At 69.4% G+C, this 17,357-nt stretch carries 20 protein-coding genes; 11 read left to right on the forward strand and 9 right to left on the reverse strand.

Features of this window, described 5'->3' with window-relative positions; all coding sequences use genetic code 11:
• The first annotated feature begins 53 nt into the window (after positions 1–53).
• A complete protein-coding gene (locus tag AC06G6_RS09680) occupies positions 54–1,496 on the forward strand; it encodes an AMP-binding protein (RefSeq protein ID WP_479828466.1) in 1,443 nt (480 codons plus the stop codon).
• Positions 1,489–2,694: a thiolase family protein gene (locus AC06G6_RS09685; protein ID WP_479828467.1), complete on the forward strand. Its 1,206-nt coding sequence runs from the start codon at positions 1,489–1,491 to the stop codon at positions 2,692–2,694. Before AC06G6_RS09680 ends, AC06G6_RS09685 begins: the two co-directional genes overlap by 8 nt.
• A 246-nt stretch (positions 2,695–2,940) precedes the next feature.
• On the opposite strand, the gene AC06G6_RS09690 is transcribed toward AC06G6_RS09685, so the two are convergent.
• Genes AC06G6_RS09690 through AC06G6_RS09700 form a run of 3 tightly spaced genes read right to left on the reverse strand, consistent with a single transcriptional unit; the run spans position 2,941 to position 5,095 of the window.
• On the reverse strand, positions 2,941–3,612 hold the full coding sequence (locus AC06G6_RS09690) for an energy-coupling factor transporter transmembrane component T family protein (RefSeq protein WP_479828468.1): 672 nt from the start codon (positions 3,610–3,612) through the stop codon (positions 2,941–2,943).
• A complete protein-coding gene (locus tag AC06G6_RS09695) occupies positions 3,609–4,409 on the reverse strand; it encodes an energy-coupling factor ABC transporter ATP-binding protein (protein WP_479828469.1) in 801 nt (266 codons plus the stop codon). Before AC06G6_RS09695 ends, AC06G6_RS09690 begins: the two co-directional genes overlap by 4 nt.
• Complete coding sequence (locus tag AC06G6_RS09700; protein WP_479828470.1) at positions 4,406–5,095, reverse strand: biotin transporter BioY; 690 nt, start codon at positions 5,093–5,095, stop codon at positions 4,406–4,408. The genes AC06G6_RS09695 and AC06G6_RS09700 overlap by 4 nt, the downstream gene beginning before the upstream one ends.
• A gap of 323 nt (positions 5,096–5,418) precedes the next feature.
• Here AC06G6_RS09700 and AC06G6_RS09705 point away from each other — a divergent pair, with 323 nt between their 5' ends.
• A complete protein-coding gene (locus tag AC06G6_RS09705) occupies positions 5,419–7,017 on the forward strand; it encodes an ABC-F family ATP-binding cassette domain-containing protein (protein ID WP_282379235.1) in 1,599 nt (532 codons plus the stop codon).
• A 70-nt stretch (positions 7,018–7,087) separates the two neighbouring features.
• On the opposite strand, the gene AC06G6_RS09710 is transcribed toward AC06G6_RS09705, so the two are convergent.
• The 4 genes from AC06G6_RS09710 to AC06G6_RS09725 are packed head-to-tail and all read right to left on the reverse strand — an operon-like array spanning position 7,088 to position 9,195.
• Positions 7,088–7,555, reverse strand: a complete 468-nt coding sequence (locus tag AC06G6_RS09710; RefSeq protein WP_479828471.1) for a YbaK/EbsC family protein — start codon at positions 7,553–7,555, stop codon at positions 7,088–7,090.
• 12 nt (positions 7,556–7,567) lie between these two features.
• Positions 7,568–8,452: an SURF1 family cytochrome oxidase biogenesis protein gene (locus AC06G6_RS09715; RefSeq protein WP_479828472.1), complete on the reverse strand. Its 885-nt coding sequence runs from the start codon at positions 8,450–8,452 to the stop codon at positions 7,568–7,570.
• The gene (locus AC06G6_RS09720) at positions 8,453–8,701 is read right to left on the reverse strand and encodes a hypothetical protein (protein ID WP_479828473.1); all 249 of its coding nucleotides are present in this window, start codon (positions 8,699–8,701) and stop codon (positions 8,453–8,455) included.
• On the reverse strand, positions 8,698–9,195 hold the full coding sequence (locus AC06G6_RS09725) for a DUF3099 domain-containing protein (RefSeq protein WP_479828474.1): 498 nt from the start codon (positions 9,193–9,195) through the stop codon (positions 8,698–8,700). Before AC06G6_RS09725 ends, AC06G6_RS09720 begins: the two co-directional genes overlap by 4 nt.
• Before the next feature lie 182 nt (positions 9,196–9,377).
• Between AC06G6_RS09725 and fabG the strand changes: the two genes are divergently transcribed.
• The gene (gene fabG / locus AC06G6_RS09730; protein WP_479828475.1) at positions 9,378–10,103 is read left to right on the forward strand and encodes a 3-oxoacyl-ACP reductase FabG; all 726 of its coding nucleotides are present in this window, start codon (positions 9,378–9,380) and stop codon (positions 10,101–10,103) included.
• Between the two features lie 96 nt (positions 10,104–10,199).
• Positions 10,200–10,619 carry an Hsp20/alpha crystallin family protein gene (locus AC06G6_RS09735; RefSeq protein WP_479828476.1) on the forward strand — a complete coding sequence of 140 codons (420 nt, stop codon included), beginning with the start codon at positions 10,200–10,202 and terminating at the stop codon, positions 10,617–10,619.
• Between the two features lie 125 nt (positions 10,620–10,744).
• On the opposite strand, the gene AC06G6_RS09740 is transcribed toward AC06G6_RS09735, so the two are convergent.
• Positions 10,745–11,110 (reverse strand): DUF5655 domain-containing protein, encoded by a 366-nt coding sequence (locus AC06G6_RS09740; protein ID WP_479828477.1) that lies wholly within the window; start codon positions 11,108–11,110, stop codon positions 10,745–10,747.
• Between the two features lie 219 nt (positions 11,111–11,329).
• Here AC06G6_RS09740 and AC06G6_RS09745 point away from each other — a divergent pair, with 219 nt between their 5' ends.
• Entirely contained in the window at positions 11,330–12,082 is a 753-nt protein-coding gene (locus AC06G6_RS09745) for an SDR family oxidoreductase (RefSeq protein WP_479828478.1), read from the forward strand.
• A gap of 112 nt (positions 12,083–12,194) precedes the next feature.
• On the opposite strand, the gene serB is transcribed toward AC06G6_RS09745, so the two are convergent.
• On the reverse strand, positions 12,195–13,103 hold the full coding sequence (gene serB / locus AC06G6_RS09750; RefSeq protein ID WP_479828479.1) for a phosphoserine phosphatase SerB: 909 nt from the start codon (positions 13,101–13,103) through the stop codon (positions 12,195–12,197).
• Positions 13,104–13,258: 155 nt separating this feature from the next.
• On the opposite strand from serB, the gene AC06G6_RS09755 reads away from it, so the two are divergent.
• The 5 genes from AC06G6_RS09755 (at position 13,259) to lplAB (ending at position 17,327) form a co-directional block, all read left to right on the forward strand.
• Positions 13,259–14,044, forward strand: coding sequence for an ABC transporter ATP-binding protein (locus AC06G6_RS09755; RefSeq protein WP_479828480.1), 786 nt, complete (start codon positions 13,259–13,261; stop codon positions 14,042–14,044).
• Positions 14,045–14,062: 18 nt separating this feature from the next.
• Positions 14,063–14,848, forward strand: coding sequence for a sulfite exporter TauE/SafE family protein (locus AC06G6_RS09760; protein ID WP_479828481.1), 786 nt, complete (start codon positions 14,063–14,065; stop codon positions 14,846–14,848).
• A gap of 44 nt (positions 14,849–14,892) precedes the next feature.
• Entirely contained in the window at positions 14,893–15,714 is an 822-nt protein-coding gene (locus tag AC06G6_RS09765; protein WP_479828482.1) for a TrmH family RNA methyltransferase, read from the forward strand.
• Between the two features lie 149 nt (positions 15,715–15,863).
• A complete protein-coding gene (locus AC06G6_RS09770; RefSeq protein ID WP_282379259.1) occupies positions 15,864–16,121 on the forward strand; it encodes a type B 50S ribosomal protein L31 in 258 nt (85 codons plus the stop codon).
• A 93-nt stretch (positions 16,122–16,214) separates the two neighbouring features.
• On the forward strand, positions 16,215–17,327 hold the full coding sequence (lplAB, locus tag AC06G6_RS09775; protein WP_479828483.1) for a lipoate-protein ligase LplAB: 1,113 nt from the start codon (positions 16,215–16,217) through the stop codon (positions 17,325–17,327).
• The last annotated feature ends 30 nt before the right edge of the window (positions 17,328–17,357 follow it).

Raw genomic sequence — 17,357 nt, forward strand, 5'->3', positions numbered from 1 at the left:
CACAATATCGCGTCCCTGCTTTCGGGCCGCCCCGGCCCGGTAAAGTTGGTCTGATGCCTTTTCTCGACAGACTCCAGCGCTGGGCCGATGACCGCCCCGACGGGACCGCCGTCGTCGTGGCCGGCCAGCGCCTGAGCTGGGAAGAGCTGCGGGACACCGCCTCCGGCCTGCTGCCGGGCACCCCGGCCGTGACCGTGCTGTCCGAGGAGAACTCGCTGCACTTCGCCGCGGCCTTCGCGGCCGCCGTCGCGGGGGAGCGGCAATGCGCCGTGCTGGACCCGACGTGGCCGCCGCCGCTGCAGGACAGCATCAGGGACCGGATCCGCGGGTCCGTCGTTCCCGCGCCGGGTGCCGCTTCCGTGGCGGGTGCCGCGTCCGTGCCGGAGCCTGCTGACAGTTTGGAATTGGTCGACGGGCCGCCCGGGACCCCGTTCCTGATCGGCCTGACCTCCGGCACCACGTCTGTCCCCAAAGCCTTCAGCCGCTCGCGCCGGTCCTGGCAGCTGTCCTTCGACGCGTCGGTGGAGTTCTTTGGCCTGGCCGCGGACGACCGGACCCTGGCGCCCGGGCCCCTCGCCGCCAGCCTGAACCTCTACGCGCTGGCCGAATGCCTCTACGCCGGCTCGGAGTTCCACACCCTGGCCCGGTTCGACGTCGGCGACGCGCATGCCGCCGTCAGCCACGACGGCATCACCCGGCTGGTCCTGGTCCCCACGATGCTGCGGATCCTCAGCGAACGGGGACTGAGCGGCGGCGTCGACGCCTCGGGCATCCGCAGCATCATCTGCGCCGGCTCAAAACTGGACGCCCGGACCCTCGAAGCCGCCCGCCGCTGGGCTCCCAACGCGACCATCTTCGAGTACTACGGCGCTTCGGAGCTCAGCTTCGTATCCGGCGCCGGACTCGCCCCCGGGCAGCAGCCCGAACAGCGCGGCACCGGGATCGGCAAGCCGTTTCCCGGCGTCGAGATCCGCATCCTCGACGACGGCGGAGCCCCGCTGCCGGGCGGCACCGACGGCAACATCTGCGTCCGCAGCGGCATGGTCAGCGACGGCTACCTCTGGGGCGACGACGGCCAGGCCCTGCAGAGCTTCGACGGCTGGCACACCGTGGGGGACCAGGGCTACCTCGACGGCGGGACCCTGCACATGCTGGGCCGCCGCTCGGACATGATCATCACCGCCGGCACCAACGTCTACCCGCATGAGGTCGAGCTGGCTCTGGCTTCGGTGCCCGGTGTGGCCGCCGCCGTGGCCGCGGGCCTCGCGGACGATCTGCGCGGCCAGAAGGTCGTCGCCGGCATCGTTCCCTCCCACGGCGGGCTGACCGCGACCCAGCTGAAGGCGGGCGTCGAGGACGTGCTGGCCCGCAGTAAGCGGCCGCTGGAGTACTTCGCCCTGGCCGAACTTCCCGTGACGGACCGCGGCAAGCTCAGCCGGGAGCTGCTGCTCGACTGGATTGCCCGCGGCGACCCCCGGATCCGGCGCCTTGGCTGAGACCCATCCGCGGAGTCTTCCCGACGACCGGCAGCCGGTCATCATTGCCGCCCGGCGCACGCCGATCTGCCGCGCCCACGGCGCTCTGAAGACCCTGCACGCCCACGGGCTGCTGGCCCCCGTGCTCCGCCGCCTGCTCAGCGACGCGGGCGTGGCCCCGGCGTCCGTGGCGGATGTGGTGATCGGCAACGCCGTCGGCGGGGGCGGGAACGTCGCCCGGCTCGCGGCCCTCGAGGCTGGCCTGCCCGTCAGCGTCCCCGGCCTCACGGTGGACCGGCAGTGCGGGTCCGGGCTCGACGCGATTGCCTTGGCCTCCCGTCTCGTGGCGGCCGGCGGCGGCGGCGTGTACCTGGCCGGCGGCGTGGAGAGCATCAGCACGGCGCCGCTCCGGGCCCGCCGGGATGCCGGAGGTGCCCCGGAATTCTTCGCGCGGGCACAGTTCGCCCCCCTGGGCCTCGGCGATCCGGACATGGGGGTGGCGGCCGAAAATGTCGCCGCACGCTTCGGGGTCAGCCGGGAACGGCAGGACGCACTGGCGCTGCGCAGCCACCGGCGCGCGCTGGCGTCCGCCGCGGCGGGCCTCTTCGACGCCGAGATCGTCCCCCTGCCCGGTGTGTCCGGACCGGACGGCCCCCGCACTGTCGGTGGCGACGACGGGCCGCGGCGCGGGTTGACCGCAGCGGTGCTGGCCCGGTTCCCTCCGGTGTTCGCCGCCGGCGGGACCGTCACCGCCGGGAATTCCTGCTTCGACGCGGACGGTGCCGCCGCCGTCGTGGTCACCTCGGTGGAACGCGCCCGCGGGCTGGGGGCCGCCGACGGCCTCCTCGTGCGCGGGACGGACACGGCGGGCGTGGACCCGCAGCTGCTGGGCATCGGGGCGGCCCGCGCGGCCAAGCGCCTGCTGGAAGACACAGGGGTCACGGCCGCGGAGCTGGGCCTGGTCGAGTTCAACGAGGCGTTCGCATCCCAGACCATCGCGTGCCTGGATGAGCTGGGCATCGACCCGGAACGCGCCAACGCCGACGGCGGCGCCCTGGCCCTGGGGCACGCCTACGGCGCGTCCGGCGCGGTGCTCGTCACGCGGCTGCTGGCCCAGGCGCGCCGCAGCCCGGCCGAGGGGCAGCTGGGGCTGGCCCTGATCAGCATCGCCGGAGGCATGGGGACCGCCGCGCTGCTGGAGTACCGCAGGCTCACCTGACTCGGTCTCGCTCCAGCCTCCTCCGGGGGACATGCCCAGTTTTGGGCCCGGCCAGTGGACAGGGTGGGCCTATGTCCGCTCGCCGCGGTCAGGCGGGCGCATGTCCGGTGGTCCCGCGGTTTCGGAGCCCGGATCCCCGCTACCCCTCCGGGGGACATGCCCAGTCCTGGGCCTGCCCAGTGGACATAGTGGGCCTATGTCCACTCGCCGCGCACAGGGGAGGGCATGTCCGGTGGGAGCGCAGGGTCAGGGGAGGGCATGTCCCGTGGCAGGGGCGGGCGGGGGTGCATGCTCCTCCGCGTCCGCCTCACCTAGGCCGCGGGCGGCGAGCGCGTCGCCGGTCTGCCGGGCGAAGGCGACGGTGGTGATGAAGACCGGGAGGATCAGGGCCCGGGGGTTGCGCTCCAGCCCGCGGGCCCGGGCGGAATCGCGCACATCGCTGTAGGCGCCGGCGATGAACGGGATGCTGCGCAGCATGATGGCGATGGTCAGTGCGAAGCGCTCCGGATCCGCACCGAAGCGCTGGAACGGCTTCGCCAGGGACGCCACACCGTCGAGCAGACGCTGCACCGGGGTGGTGGCCGTGAGGATGGACGCCGCCACAATACAGACCAGCACGTTGAGCACAATCCGCGCCGCGGTCGGGCCGCCGAGCTGCCACCACTGGAACAGCCCGATCGCCGCCAGGACCGGCAGCACGGGCCGGACCGCCCGGTACAACCGCGACACGCCCGCCCCGCTGAGCAGGAACAGGGTGCACATCACGGCCAGGGCCGCGGCGGCCACCGCCCAGTCCACAATCAGGAACGACGCCATACCGCAGCCGACGACCAGCAGGAACTTCAGCCACAGCGGCGCCCGGTGCAGCAGGGAGTTGCCCGGCACATAGTTGGCCAGCAGGAAGCCGTGGCCGCTCACGGCTGCCCCGGATGCTGCCGCGCCAGGTCCGGATTCCCACCGTGCGGACCCTCCGCCCCCGGCCGGGCCTCGTCCGACGCCCCGGAAGCCGGGAGCCCCGCCGCGCACAGCGCCCGGTAATGCGCGACGGCGGCGGCCGGCCCGCCGTCGAACACCACCGCGCCGGCGTCGACCACAAGGACCCGGTCGAGGTCCAGCGCGAGCCCAAGATCGTGGGTGGAAAGGATGACCTGCTGGCCCAGGCCGGCCAGGGTCCGGCGCAGCAGCTCCCGGTTGCGCAGGTCCAGCAGGGTGGACGGCTCGTCCAGGACCAGCACCTCCGGGTCCACGGCGAGGACCGCGGCGAGGGCCAAGAGCTGGCGCTCCCCGCCGGAAAGCTCGTAGATGCTCTGGTCGGCCAGCGGCAGCAGCCCGAAGCGGTCCAGGGTTGCCTCCGCCTGGCGGCTGCGTTCGCGGGCGTTCCGGACCGAGCGGCGGAGGGAGAGTTCCACGTCCTCCCGCCCGGTCGGCATGACCAGCTGGGACAGCGGGTCGGTGAAAACGAAACCGACGCGCCGACGCACCTCCCGGACCGCGCGGACCGTGTCCCACTTGTCCACCGTCACGGTCCCGCTGCTGGGCAGCACAAGCCCGTTGAGGAGGCGCAGCAGGGTGGACTTGCCGGAGCCGTTGGCGCCGATGATGCCAATCCGCTGCTCGGTGAGCCGCAGGGTAAGCTCCGCCAGCAGGGTCTTCGGCCCGGGGCGGCCGTCAACGGCCACCCGCACCGCAACCCGGTCCAGCGAGATGATGCTCACGGCCGGTGATCCACCGTGGCGTGGGGAGCGGGCGCGCCTGCCGGGGCTCCGGCCCCGGTCCGGACGCGGCGGATCAGCAGATCCGGAAACGCCTTGTGCAGGGCCAGTGCAATGGTCACGGCCAGTACGTTCTTGATCACATCTCCCGGGTAGAACACCAGGTCCGCGAGGAACGCCTTTGAGAAGTCCAGCTTTGCGTTGACCACCATGCCGAGGATGCCGAGGCCGTGGACGAAGATGATGCTGCTCACCATTGCGGCCGCGAAAAGCAGGACCGCGCGCAGCCTGCCGGGACGGCCTGCCGTGCGGCGCAGCACGAGGACGGTCAGCCAGCCCACCGCCGTCGCGGCGAAGACGAAGCCGATGATGTAGCCCGCCGAGGGACCGGCCAGGACCCCGAGCCCGCTGCGTCCGCCGCTGAAGATCGGCAGCCCGGCGAGACCGAGGAGCACGTAGAGCCCGACGGCGGCGAACGCCCTGCCGGGGCCCAGGGCCAGGCCGGTGAGCATCACAGCGAGCGTCTGCACGGTGATGGGAACGCCCATCCCGGCCACCGGAATGGCGGCAATCAGGGCGGAGCCGGCCACGAGCGCGGCGAAGACCGCGATCAGTCCGAGGTCGGTGGCGTTCCAGCGGTTCCGCTGCCGGGAGGGGGTGGCGGCTGAGCTGCCGGCGGTCTGCGTCATGGGGAGTTCCTATCGCGAGTGAATCGGTACTGCTGCTGATTCTGACTTTACGAGCATGCCGGGACGGGTTTTTTGTAGGGGCTCCACTAACCGGGGGCCCGGTAGCTGGAGGGCCGCACCAACGGCCTCCGGCGGCGCCGGGCAGCCGCACGTCCGGCACCGCCGTCGTCCGGGTTTTCCGGCAGCCGGCGGGGGACTTGTCAACGGGCGGAGGCAGGGCCGGTAGACTTAGAGAGGCCGTTCTCTCGGCCACACTGCCCCGGCCCCCTTCAGATACCACCGTTGTGCCGCGGCGTTCCCTGTTGTGAAAGGCCTTAGCTGCATTGATTACCGTCCAGGATCTCGAACTGCGCGCCGGCGCCCGCCTCCTTATGGACCAGGTGAGCTTCCGGATCGACAAGGGAGACAAGATCGGCCTTGTGGGCCGTAACGGTGCAGGCAAGACCACGCTGACCCGGGTGCTCGCGGGCGAAGGCCTGCCCGCCGGCGGAAAGGTCACCCGCAGCGGTGAGATCGGCTACCTGCCGCAGGACCCCCGGACCCCGGACATGGAACAGCTCGCCCGCGACCGGATCCTCTCCGCCCGCGGCCTGGACATCGCCGTCGGCAAACTCCGGCAGTCCCACGAGGACATGGCGAGCGACGACGCCGAGGTCCAGCGCAAGGCGATGAACCGGTACGACCGGCTCGAATCCGAGTTCCTGGCTGCCGGCGGCTACGCCGCCGAGGCCGAGGCCGCAGCGATCTGCTCCAACCTCGCCCTCCCGGACCGGCTGCTGAACCAGCCGCTCAAGACACTTTCCGGCGGCCAGCGCCGCCGTGTGGAGCTCGCCCGCATCCTGTATTCGGACGCCGAAACGATGCTCCTGGATGAGCCCACGAACCACCTCGACGCCGACTCCATCACCTGGCTGCGCGAGTTCCTGAAGAACCACCAAGGCGGCCTGATCGTGATCAGCCACGACACGGAGCTGCTCGAGGCCACCGTGAACAAGGTGTTCCTGCTCGATCCCAACCGTGCGCAGATCGACTTCTACAACATGGACTGGAAGCGCTACCTCCAGCAGCGCGAAACCGACGAGCGTGCCCGCAAGCGGGAGCGCGCCAACGCGGAGAAGAAGGCCCAGGTCCTCTTCGACCAGGCCAACAAGATGCGCGCCAAGGCCACCAAGGCCGTCGCCGCGCAGAACATGGCCAAGCGTGCCGAACGCCTGCTGGGCGGCCTCGAAGCCGTCCGCGCGACCGACCGCGTGGCAGCCCTGCGCTTCCCGGATCCGTCGCCCTGCGGCAAGACCCCGCTCACCGCGGACGGCCTCAGCAAGTCCTTTGGCTCACTGGAAATTTTCACCGACGTTGACCTCGCGATCGACCGCGGCTCCAAGGTTGTCATCCTGGGCCTGAACGGCGCCGGCAAGACCACCCTGCTGCGGATGCTCGCCGGCGTCGACAAGCCGGACACCGGACAGGTCGTTGCGGGTCACGGCCTGAAGGTGGGCTACTACGCCCAGGAGCACGAGACGCTGGACGTGGACCGGACCGTGCTGCAGAACATGCGCTCCTCCGCCCCGGACATGAATGACGCGGAAGTCCGCAACATCCTGGGCTCGTTCCTGTTCTCCGGCGACGACGTCGACAAACCCGCCGGTGTGCTGTCCGGCGGCGAGAAGACCCGCCTGGCCCTGGCCACCATCGTCGCGTCCAGCGCGAACGTGCTGCTGCTCGATGAGCCCACCAACAACCTCGACCCCGCCAGCCGCGCCGAAATCCTCGGCGCCCTGAGCAACTACACCGGCGCCGTGGTGCTGGTGAGCCACGATGAAGGTGCCGTTGAGGCGCTGAATCCGGAGCGCGTGGTGCTGCTGCCGGACGGCATCGAGGACCACTGGAACGAAGACTACCTGGACCTCATCACCCTCGCGTAGCCTACCCAACTGACTCGCATGTGAGGCCGTTTAGAGCCCTCAAAACGGCCACAACTGCGAGTCAGTTGGGTCAGCGGACGGGCATTTCCTCCGCGGCCGTGATTCTCTGTAGCTCGCCGTAGCTGATGGAGAACATCGAGTGGTGGTCTCCGGCTCCGGCCCAGAGGACCGGGTGGAATTTCAGCGACTCGTCCAGCAGCGTCTTGATTTTCGCCGGATGCCCGACCGGGGCCACCCCGCCCACTTCTTGGCCGGTGTGTTCCAGGACGAACTCGGGGGAGGCCCGGCGGATTCTTCCGGCGCCCAGCTGCGCGGCGACCTTCCGGACATCGACCCTGGCGGCGCCGCTGGCCAGGATCAGCAGCGGCGCGCCCTCAAGGTCGAACACGAGGCTGTTGGTGATTGCCGCGACCTCGCAGCCCAGCGCCGCAGCCGCCGCGGCCGCCGTCGGGACGGTCGAATCGAACACCGTGACGGTGTCCTCGGCGCCGAGCGCGTTCAGTGCGTGCTTTACCCGGGCCACGGGCTCCGGGACCACGGGGGCCACTCCTCAGAGCCCCTGGGCGTCCAGGATGGCGTCTTCCTCTTCCTCCGCGGTCGCGTTCTTCCGCTTGCGGGGGGCAGGGCGACGGCGGGCCACCGGGCCGCTGGAGTGCATAAAGACAGCGTCGGCGTCGGCGGCCTGGGCTTCGGCGTCCTCGGCGTCGATGGCGGCGTTTCGGGCCTGCTGGCGGGCCGCGTAGCCGAAACCGATGAACATCAGCACGCCGAAGGCGAACCACTGCAGCGAGTAGGACAGGTGGGTGCCCTCTTCGGTGGAGGGCTTGGGGAACGGGAAGGGCATGTCCGCTGCAGCCGGGCTCTCCGAGGCAAGCTGCCCGTACGCGCCCGTCAGCAGGGGGTAGCCCAGTTCCGCGGAGTACCCGGCGAGATCGATGGAGGCCAGCTGCCCGTCCGGGGCGCCGCGCTGGAGCTCGGGCTCGGCGGGCTTGAGCCGGGCGACGACGGTCACGGTCCCCTGCGGGGGCGCAGGGACCGCGTCGGGGCTGCCCGGGTTCTTGTTGCCGATCGGCAACCAGCCGCGGTCAATCACGACGGTCTCGCCGGTGACCAGCCTGAAGGGGACGACAACTTCGTAGCCGGGCTGACCGTTAAGCGGGCGGTTGCGGACGATGCGCTGCCCGGCGACGTCGTAACTGCCCTTCAGCTCCACCTGGGTCCACTCGCGTTCCGCCGCCAGCGAGCTGAACTGGTCCTTGACCTGGGCGAACGGCACGGGCGTGGCGGAATAGTTCGAGGTGACCCGGTTGATCTCGGCGAGCGTCTCGGCGCGGCGGTCCATCTGCCAGCGGCCCAGTCCGACGCAGGCCGCGGCAAAAATCGCGGCCAGCAACAGATACCCCAGCCACTTGCTGGAGAAAAGAAAACGGTACATTCAGCCTGCCCTGCCTGCCGGGTTCAATGCCACGGTGTCCTTCCAGAGCCCGCGGGTCTGCAGATAGTCCTCGAGCCAGGCCCGGTGCTCTCCGCAGGCCAGCCAGATCTTGCGCCGTTCGGGGGTGTGGATCTTGGGGTTGTTCCAGAGCAGCTGCCATTCGGCGCCGTTCCGGCACGCCTTGCGGGAGCAGACGGCTTCCGCCGGTCCGGCGGCCCCGCCGTTCCCGGTGAGGTCAAAAAGGTTCATGACGCGGCCCTTCCGCGGCCGCCGTCGTCGTCGGCGTGTCCGCCGGGGACGTCGGGGCCTCCGGGGGCGCCGGGGACTTCCGGACCGCCGCGGCCATCCGTCGGGGAGTCATCTTCGTCGACGAGTTCGCCCTGCAGCAGCGTCATCGACGGGTCGTCCGGCGCCGCGCCGCCCTGGCCGGCCGGCCCGGCGGCCGGTGCATCGAGCTGGGCCAGCGGCGCGGAGTCCAGCAGCGAGTCGGCATGGACTTCCGCCGTGTCGCTGCCGTTGGCGATGATGACGGCGAACCAGGGCAGGAACACGGCCCCGATGACCGGGAGGATCTTCAGCCAGCCGTCCACGACAAAAATCAGGATCAGACACACCATGCGGATACCCATCGCCACGGCGTACTTGATCATCCGCTGGCGCATCTCTTCGGAGTGCGCGGCGGCGGCGTCCGTGATGCTGTGAACCTCGGAATCACCGGACGGTACGTCCGGGCTCCCGGGCACAGGTACACCGGGTCGGTTTTTGAGTGTCAAGGCTGTTAGATCACGCTCCCAAGGCTTACTGCAATTCTCTCACCAACGGGAGAGCCGCCCAAACGCGGGCGGCACCGGGCGCTAAGATCGGAGGCAGGAAAATCCCGCCCCCAGCGCGGCACCGCCCCGCCGCAGAATTCCGGAGCCCCACCATGTCTGAAACAGCAACCACCGGCCGCAGTGTCCTGATCACCGGCGGAAACCGTGGAATCGGCCTCGCCATCGCCGAAGCCTTCCTCGCCAACGGCGACAAGGTGGCCGTCACGTACCGCAGCGAGTCCTCGCTGCCGGCAGGCATCCTCGGCGTCAGGGCCGACGTCACGGACGAGGCCTCCGTGGACGCCGCGTTCACCGAAGTGGAAGCGGCCCACGGCCCTGTCGAGGTGCTGGTGGCCAACGCCGGCATCACCAAGGACACGCTGCTGATGCGCATGAGCGAGGACGACTTCACCTCGGTCATCGACACCAACCTCACCGGCGCCTTCCGTGTGATCAAGCGGGCTTCCAGGGGCATGATCCGGGCACGCAAGGGCCGGGTGGTCCTCATCTCCTCCGTCTCGGGCCTTTACGGCGCTCCCGGCCAGATCAACTACTCGGCGTCCAAGGCCGGCCTCGTCGGCATCGCCCGCTCGCTGACCCGCGAGTTGGGCGCCCGCGGCATCACCGCGAACGTCGTGGCCCCGGGCTTCATCAACACGGACATGACGGCGGAACTGGCCGAAGCAACCGCGAAGGACTACCTCTCCAAGGTTCCCGCCGGCCGCTTCGCGGAGGCCTCCGAGGTCGCCAATGTGGTCCGCTGGATCGCCAGCGACGAGGCCGCCTACATCTCCGGCGCCGTGATCCCGGTCGACGGCGGCCTGGGCATGGGCCACTAGGACTTTCAGCCCTTAGCGCGGGCGCTGCCGCGGTGTGTAATGGGGCTACAGCCCCTGACCACACCTCGGCAGGGGCATGGAATCAGGAGGACAATCGTGGCTGAACTGAACAAGTGGGTCCCGTCGGACGTGCTGGATCCGATCAAGCGTTTCCTCGACGGGGACCTGACCATGACACCGTCCATCAAGGTCGAACAGTTTGTGGACGGCACCACCCTGGTGGTGCGCGCGGAGGTTCCGGGGATTGATCCCGACAAGGACGTCGACGTCTCCGTGAGCGAAGGCATGCTGCACATCAGGGCGGAGCGTGAGGAGAAAACCGAGCACAAGAGCAAGGACGGCTACCGCTCGGAGTTCCGCTACGGCTCCTTCTCGCGCAGTGTTGCGCTGCCGCCGGGCGCCAAGGAAGAGGACATCACGGCCACCTACAAGGACGGCGTGCTGGAGGTCCGGGCACCGGCCCCCGTTACCGCCCCCGACACGACGGCCAAGAAGATCCGGATCGACCACATGTAGCAGGCGACGCGGCCGGGCGGGCGGACCATCCGGTCCGCCCGCCCCCGTGCTGCCACCAGCTGCCCCGCACCGCCTGAGGCCGCCGGCAAGGGCTGAGCCCGCCCGGCGCCGCCGCTGCACGGGCCTCAGCCCGCCGCAGCGCGAGCCTCCCGCAGCCAGCCGGCAACTTCGGCGTCGAGCTCCTGTTCGTTGTGTAGCTCCAGATGGTGCATCCACACCCCGGGTGACGGGTTGGCGATCTCCTTGAACCTGGCGGAATCGATGCGCCGCGGGAGTGCGATCGACAGCACGGCGGGCACTCGGGAATCCAGGTACCGCCCCGGCCACCAGACGTACGCGAAACCGCGCTTCTCCCGGAAGGCCGCCTGGCTTTTCGTCACGCGAAGCACCGGCGGCGCGGGCACGGCCAGCAGCCTTTCCACGGCATGGAACAGTTCCAGCCCCAGGGGGGAGCCGCTGAAGACCTGCTCCGGTGTGGACTCCTCACTCACGCCCCGCGGCACCGGGACCCCTGATATCGGGACCTCTGCCCGGCCTTCCGGCACACTCCGCACGGTCGTTCCATGCCCGCGATCGTACGCCCGCGGGCCGGGCCGGAACTAGCCGGTTGCGGCTTCTTTGTGGAACCCGGACAACGAAAAACACCCGCACCGCTGGCATGATGGACTGCAGACTCACCGTTTTTGGACGTTTGGAACAAAGGAGCTCATATGGGACTGCTGGACAACAAGACTGCAATCGTGACCGGATCATCGCGGGGCATCGGCGCCGAAGTCGCCAAGATCCTCGCCGCTGAGGGTGCCGCCGTCGTCGTGAACTACCGCCAGAAGGCGCCCCGCGCCAACAAGGTGGTTGCGGAGATCGAGGCAGCCGGCGGCCGTGCCGCCGCCGTCGGCGCCGACCTCACCACCCAGGAAGGCGTCCAGGCCCTGGCCAGCGCCGCGATGGAGAACTTCGGCTCGCTGGATGTCCTGGTCCTCAACGCCTCCGGCGGGATGGAATCCGGCATGGAGGAGGGCTACGCGCTCAAGCTAAACCGTGACGCCCAGGTGAACATGCTCAACGCTGCCGTGCCGCTGATGCAGGAAGGCTCCCGGGTGGTCTTCGTGACGAGCCACCAGGCGCACTTCATCAACACCGTGCCCACCATGGAGAACTACGAGCCTGTGGCCCGCAGCAAGCGTGCCGGCGAGGACGCACTGCGCGAACTCATCCCGAACCTTGCCGAGAAGGGCATCTCCCTCGTCGTCGTTTCCGGCGACATGATCGAGGGCACTGTCACGGCCACCCTGCTGGACCGCTCAAACCCGGGCGCCATCGAGGCCCGCCGCGCCGAGGCAGGGAAGCTGTATTCGGTCACGGAATTCGCCGCCGAGGTCGCCAAGATGGTCACCGCCGACGTCGAATCCGGCCACACCGAGTACGTCGGCGGATCCGACTACTTCGACAAGAGCAGCAACTAACACGCATCCTCGGCACGCGGGAATGAGAACCGCGGCCGTAGCGCAGTAAACAGGCGAAGGCCGGGGCAACCGCCCCGGCCTTCGCTGCTGTTCCCGGTTGCCGGGAAACGCCTCAGACGCCGGCGATGTGCCTCACGGCGTCGAGATAGGGCATGTTCACGGCGGCATCCGCGACCGCGCGGACGGCCGGTTTGGCGTTGAACGCCACGCCGATCCCCGCAGCGCCCAGCATGTCCAGGTCGTTGGCGCCGTCGCCCACGGCAATCGTGTGCTCCATCGGGATGCCTTCCCTGGCGGCCCATTCCCGCAGGTACTTTTCTTTCGCCGCCCGGTCAATCACCTCGCCGATGACCTTTCCGGTCAGCGCGCCGTCGACGATTTCGAGTTCGTTGGCAACCCAGTAATCCAGTCCGAGGCCCTCCGCGATCGGCCGCAGGATCTGGTTGAAGCCGCCGGAGACCACCGCCACCACATGGCCCGCGGCGTGGAAGGCGGCCACGAGCTCCGCCGCACCGAGGCTCAGTTTCACTTCGGCACGGACGGCCTCGACGACGGCGGCCGGGAGTCCTGCGAGCACCGCCACCCTCGCGTGCAGGCTCTGGGCGAAGTCGAGTTCGCCGCGCATGGCGGCCTCCGTGACCGCCGTGACTTCCTCGCGCTTGCCGGCGTAGGCGGCGAGGAGCTCGATTACTTCCTGCTGGATCAGGGTGGAATCCACGTCCATGATGAGGAACTTCCGCTGCGCGTTCCGGAGGGCGGCGGGGACGATCGCCGTGTCCACTCCGGCGGGGCCGTGATCCGCCGCGGCCCGGCGCAGTTCCGCCAGCGCCGTCAGCCCGTGGTCTGGGCCGGGGGCCAGCTCCATGCTGCCGTCGGCCGTGTAGACCTCGAAGCGGTCGTCTCCGGTGCGGGTTTCCGCGTCCAGCGCCACCCCCGCGGCTGCGAGCAGCGAACGGAGCCGCTGCACCTCGGGATGGGTCAGTTTCGGGGCATAGCTCACGGCGGTCACGAACAGGTTCATGGCTGCAATCCTAGCGATCACGCCGATGCGGGCCCGAATTCGTTGCGCTCCGGTGACGCCGCGGCAGCCGGGCCGCCGGCACGCCGCGCGGGCCCGACTCCGTCCCGGCGCTCCGGTTATCAGTCGTCCGCTGTTTTGTCCTAGTGTCTACTCCTATGAGTGATGTTCTTGAAATGGCCGCCGTCAGCGTTGTACGTGGGGCAAAGACACTGCTGGACAAGGTCGACTGGCAGGTCAAGGAAGGCGAGCGTTGGGTGATCCTGGGCCCCAACGGCGCCGGCAAGACCACTCTGCTTCAGCTCGCGGCCGCGCGGATCCATCCCACCAGCGGCATGGCCGGCATCCTCGAGGAGATCCTTGGCGCCGTCGACGTCTTCGAACTCCGGCCCCGGATCGGCCTGTCCTCGGCCGCACTGGCCAACCAGATCCCGGAGCATGAGAAGGTCCTTAACGTCGTTGTCACCGCAGCCTACGGCGTGACCGGACGGTGGCGCGAGGGCTATGAGAAGGACGACGAGCGCCGCGCCTTCGCCCTGCTGAACGAGTGGGGCATGGGACCGCTGCTGAACCGGCCGTTCGCCTCGCTGTCCGAGGGGGAGCGCAAGCGCGTCCAGATCGCCCGGGCCCTGATGACCGATCCCGAGCTCCTGCTCCTGGACGAACCCGCGGCCGGACTCGACCTGGCCGGCCGCGAGGACCTCGTGCACCGGCTCAGTGAACTCGCCCGCGACGAGGCCGCCCCGGCCATCGTCCTGGTCACGCACCACCTCGAAGAGGTCCCGCCGGGCTTCACCCACGCCATGCTGCTGCGGGACGGCGGCGTGGTCGCCCAGGGCCCGATCGAAGGCGTCCTCACGGCCGAGAACCTGAGCCGGACGTTCGGGCTGCCCCTGGACGTCAGCGTTGCCGCCGGCCGGTACACGGCCACCGCGCGCCGCTGACCGGGCCGCTGACCGCGCGTGGAGTTCCTCAATAGTGTCTTCATTTTCTTCGCTGGGCTCTGGGCCGGCACCATCAACAGTGTGGTCGGTTCCGGCACCCTGGTGACCTTCCCGGTGCTGATCGCCCTCGGCTACGCACCGGTCACGGCGTCCATCAGCAACGCGATGGGCCTGGTGGCCGGGAGCGCCGCCGGCGCCTGGGGCTACCGCAAGGAACTGTCGGGACGCGGCAAGCAACTGCTTAAGCTGCTGCCCGCCTCGGTGCTGGGCGGCATCTCCGGGGCCTACCTGCTGCTGCACCTGCCCGAGAAGGTCTTCCACTACGCCGCCCCCGTCCTGATCGTGCTCGCGCTGCTGATGGTCGCCTTCCAGCCCCGGCTGCAGCAGTGGGTCCGGGACCGCGAGCAAAACCCCGAACACGCCATCCGGGACCGCCGCCACGGCGTCCTCCTTGTGGTCCTCGTGTACCTCGCGGGCGTCTACGGCGGCTACTTCGTCGCGGCGCAGGGCATTCTGCTGGTCGGGATCCTTGGCATCTTCATGACCGGGACCATCCAGAACGCCAACGCCATGAAGAACTTCCTGGTCCTGGCCGTCAACATGGTGGCGGCGGCCTCCTACCTGCTGTTCGCCGCCGGCCGGATCGACTGGACCGTCGTGGGCCTGATCGCCGTGAGCTCACTGATCGGCGGCGTGATCGGCTCCAAGGTGGGCCGCCGGCTGTCCCCGGTGGTGCTGCGCGGTGTCATCTTCGTCCTGGGCCTCGTCGCGCTGGGGTTCATGATCGCCAACCTGTTCAAGTAACCCGAGCCCGTGACCGCACGAGCTCCCGCTGAAATGACCCGCCTGTGACCTTCCACCGCCTTGAATCCGCCGCTGACCCCCGGGTCGCGGACTACACGCAGCTGACGGACGTGCACCTGCGCAAGCTCCGGGAACCCGCCGAGGGCATGTACATCGCCGAGTCCTCCCGGGTCCTCCGCCGGGCCCTTGCGGCCGGCCACACGCCACGGTCCTTCTTCCTCGCCGAGAAATGGCTCGCCGACCTCGCGGACATCTTCGCGCAGTACCCGGACGTCCCCGTGTACATCGGATCCGCCGCGCTCCTGGAGGAGATCACCGGCTTCCACCTGCACCGCGGCGCGATGGCGGCCATGCAACGCCCGGAGCCCGTGCCGCTGCCGGAGCTCCTCGCCGGCGCTCGCCGGGTTGCCGTGCTGGAGGACATCGTGGACCACACCAACGTCGGCGCGATCTTCCGCTCCGCCGCGGCCCTGGGCATCGACGCCGTCCTCGTCTCGCCGCGCTGCGGGGACCCGCTGTACCGCCGCAGCGTCCGGGTCAGCATGGGTACGGTGTTCCAGGTGCCCTGGGCCCGGCTGGCGGACTGGCCGGGGGACCTTCAGGTGCTCCGCCGCGAGGGCTTCACTGTGGCCGCCCTGGAACTTACGGGCGACGCCCTGGACCTCGACGCGCTGGCGGCGCGCCGGCCGGAGAAACTCGCGCTGGTGCTGGGCACCGAGGGTGCCGGGATGAGCGCGGACACCCTCGCCGCCGTCGACCTCGCCGTGAAGATCCCGATGCGCGCGGGCGTTGACTCCCTCAACGTCGCGGCGGCGTCCGCCGTCGCCTTCTGGGAGCTGCGCCCCAGGGATGAACCGCTGCACTGAACAGCTGCATCAGCCAGCGCCGCTGGTCAGGCGGCGAAGGCGCTGACTTTCCGCTATGATTGATAGCTGGCCGTCCGGTGCATTCCGCCGGCCATCCCATTCATACCTGGCAGCTGGCAAAATCCAGTTGTGCGAACGAAGGTCCAATTATGAAGACTAATACTCACCCGAAGTACGAAGCTGTTGTTTTCAACGACCTGGCTTCCGGCGTCAAGTTCCTGACCAAGTCCACCGTGTCTTCCAAGAAGACCATCGAGTGGGAAGACGGAAACACCTACCCGGTTATCGACGTCGAAATCTCCTCCGAGTCCCACCCGTTCTACACGGGCAAGCAGCGCATCATGGACTCTGCAGGCCGCGTCGAGCGCTTCAACGCTCGCTTCAAGGGCTTCGGCGGCAAGAAGTAACTACTTCTCCCCAAGGTCTTTTGGAAAAGCCCGCACCGGTGACGGTGCGGGCTTTTTGCGTCCGGCACCGGTGCGCGTGGCAGGATTAACGCCATGACAACCCAACACCCGGTTCCCGGTTCCAGTGGTTCCAGCAACACTGACGGCGGGGCCCACCGCCACGGGGAGTACAAGGTTCCCGGCGGCAAACTCGTCGTGGCCGATTTCGACGTCGCCGACGGCGTCCTCACCAACGTCTCGCTCAGCGGGGACTTCTTCCTGGAGCCGGATGAGGCGCTGCTGGAGATCAACCGGGCGCTCACCGGCCTCCCGGCGGATGCCGGGGCGGCGGACATCTCCGCCGCGGTCGAAGCTGCCCTGCCGGCCGGGGCCGTGCTGTTCGGCTTTTCCGCCGACGCCGTGGCCGTCACCGTCCGCCGCGCCCTCGCGAAAGCCACCGGCTGGGCGGACCACCACTGGAACATCATTGCGCCGTCCGTGCTGCCCACCCACGTCAACGTCGCACTGGACGAGGTCCTGGCCGAAGAAGTCGGAGCCGGGCGCCGCAACCCGACACTGCGGTTCTGGGACTGGGAGGAACCGTCCGTGGTGATCGGCAGCTTCCAGTCCGTCCGCAACGAACTGGACCCGGCCGGCGTCGAACGCCACGGCATCAGCGTGGTCCGCCGGATCAGCGGCGGGGGAGCGATGTTCATGGAGGCGGGCAACTGCATCACCTACTCGCTGTACCTGCCGCAGACCCTGGTGGACGGCATCAGCTTCGCCGACTCGTACGGCTTCCTGGACGCGTGGGTGATGGCGGCCCTTGAGAAGATGGGGATCGGCGCCTTCTACGTCCCGCTCAATGACATCGCCACCGAACACGGCAAGATCGGCGGCGCCGCGCAGAAGCGGCTCGCGAACGGCGGCATGCTGCACCATGTCACCATGAGCTACGACATCGACGCGGACAAGATGGTCGAGGTCCTGCGGATCGGCAAGGAGAAGCTCTCCGACAAGGGCACCCGGAGCGCGAAGAAGCGGGTGGACCCGCTCCGGCGCCAGACCGGCCTGGCCCGCACCGAGATCGTCGCGGCCATGATCGAGGTCTTCGCCGAGCGCTACGCCGCGACCCCCTCGGAGCTCACCGCCGCCGAGCTCGCCGCCGCGCAGCACCGGGTCGACGCCAAGTTCGGCACGCCCGAGTGGCTGCACCGCGTCCCCTAAGCCCCCGCCACCCCGTCGATTGCTCCGTAA

Source organism: Arthrobacter sp. CJL-S3, from assembly GCF_056711635.1.

What these genes read in the sequence shown, in the direction of transcription:
- AC06G6_RS09680 (WP_479828466.1), top strand. Translation starts at nt 54, where the DNA reads ATGCCTTTTCTCGACAGACTCCAGCGCTGGGCCGATGACCGCCCCGAC.
- AC06G6_RS09700 (WP_479828470.1), bottom strand. Translation starts at nt 5,095, where the DNA reads ATGACGCAGACCGCCGGCAGCTCAGCCGCCACCCCCTCCCGGCAGCGG.
- AC06G6_RS09715 (WP_479828472.1), bottom strand. Translation starts at nt 8,452, where the DNA reads ATGTACCGTTTTCTTTTCTCCAGCAAGTGGCTGGGGTATCTGTTGCTG.
- AC06G6_RS09720 (WP_479828473.1), bottom strand. Translation starts at nt 8,701, where the DNA reads ATGAACCTTTTTGACCTCACCGGGAACGGCGGGGCCGCCGGACCGGCG.
- fabG (WP_479828475.1), top strand. Translation starts at nt 9,378, where the DNA reads ATGTCTGAAACAGCAACCACCGGCCGCAGTGTCCTGATCACCGGCGGA.
- AC06G6_RS09745 (WP_479828478.1), top strand. Translation starts at nt 11,330, where the DNA reads ATGGGACTGCTGGACAACAAGACTGCAATCGTGACCGGATCATCGCGG.
- serB (WP_479828479.1), bottom strand. Translation starts at nt 13,103, where the DNA reads ATGAACCTGTTCGTGACCGCCGTGAGCTATGCCCCGAAACTGACCCAT.
- AC06G6_RS09755 (WP_479828480.1), top strand. Translation starts at nt 13,259, where the DNA reads ATGAGTGATGTTCTTGAAATGGCCGCCGTCAGCGTTGTACGTGGGGCA.
- AC06G6_RS09770 (WP_282379259.1), top strand. Translation starts at nt 15,864, where the DNA reads ATGAAGACTAATACTCACCCGAAGTACGAAGCTGTTGTTTTCAACGAC.
- lplAB (WP_479828483.1), top strand. Translation starts at nt 16,215, where the DNA reads ATGACAACCCAACACCCGGTTCCCGGTTCCAGTGGTTCCAGCAACACT.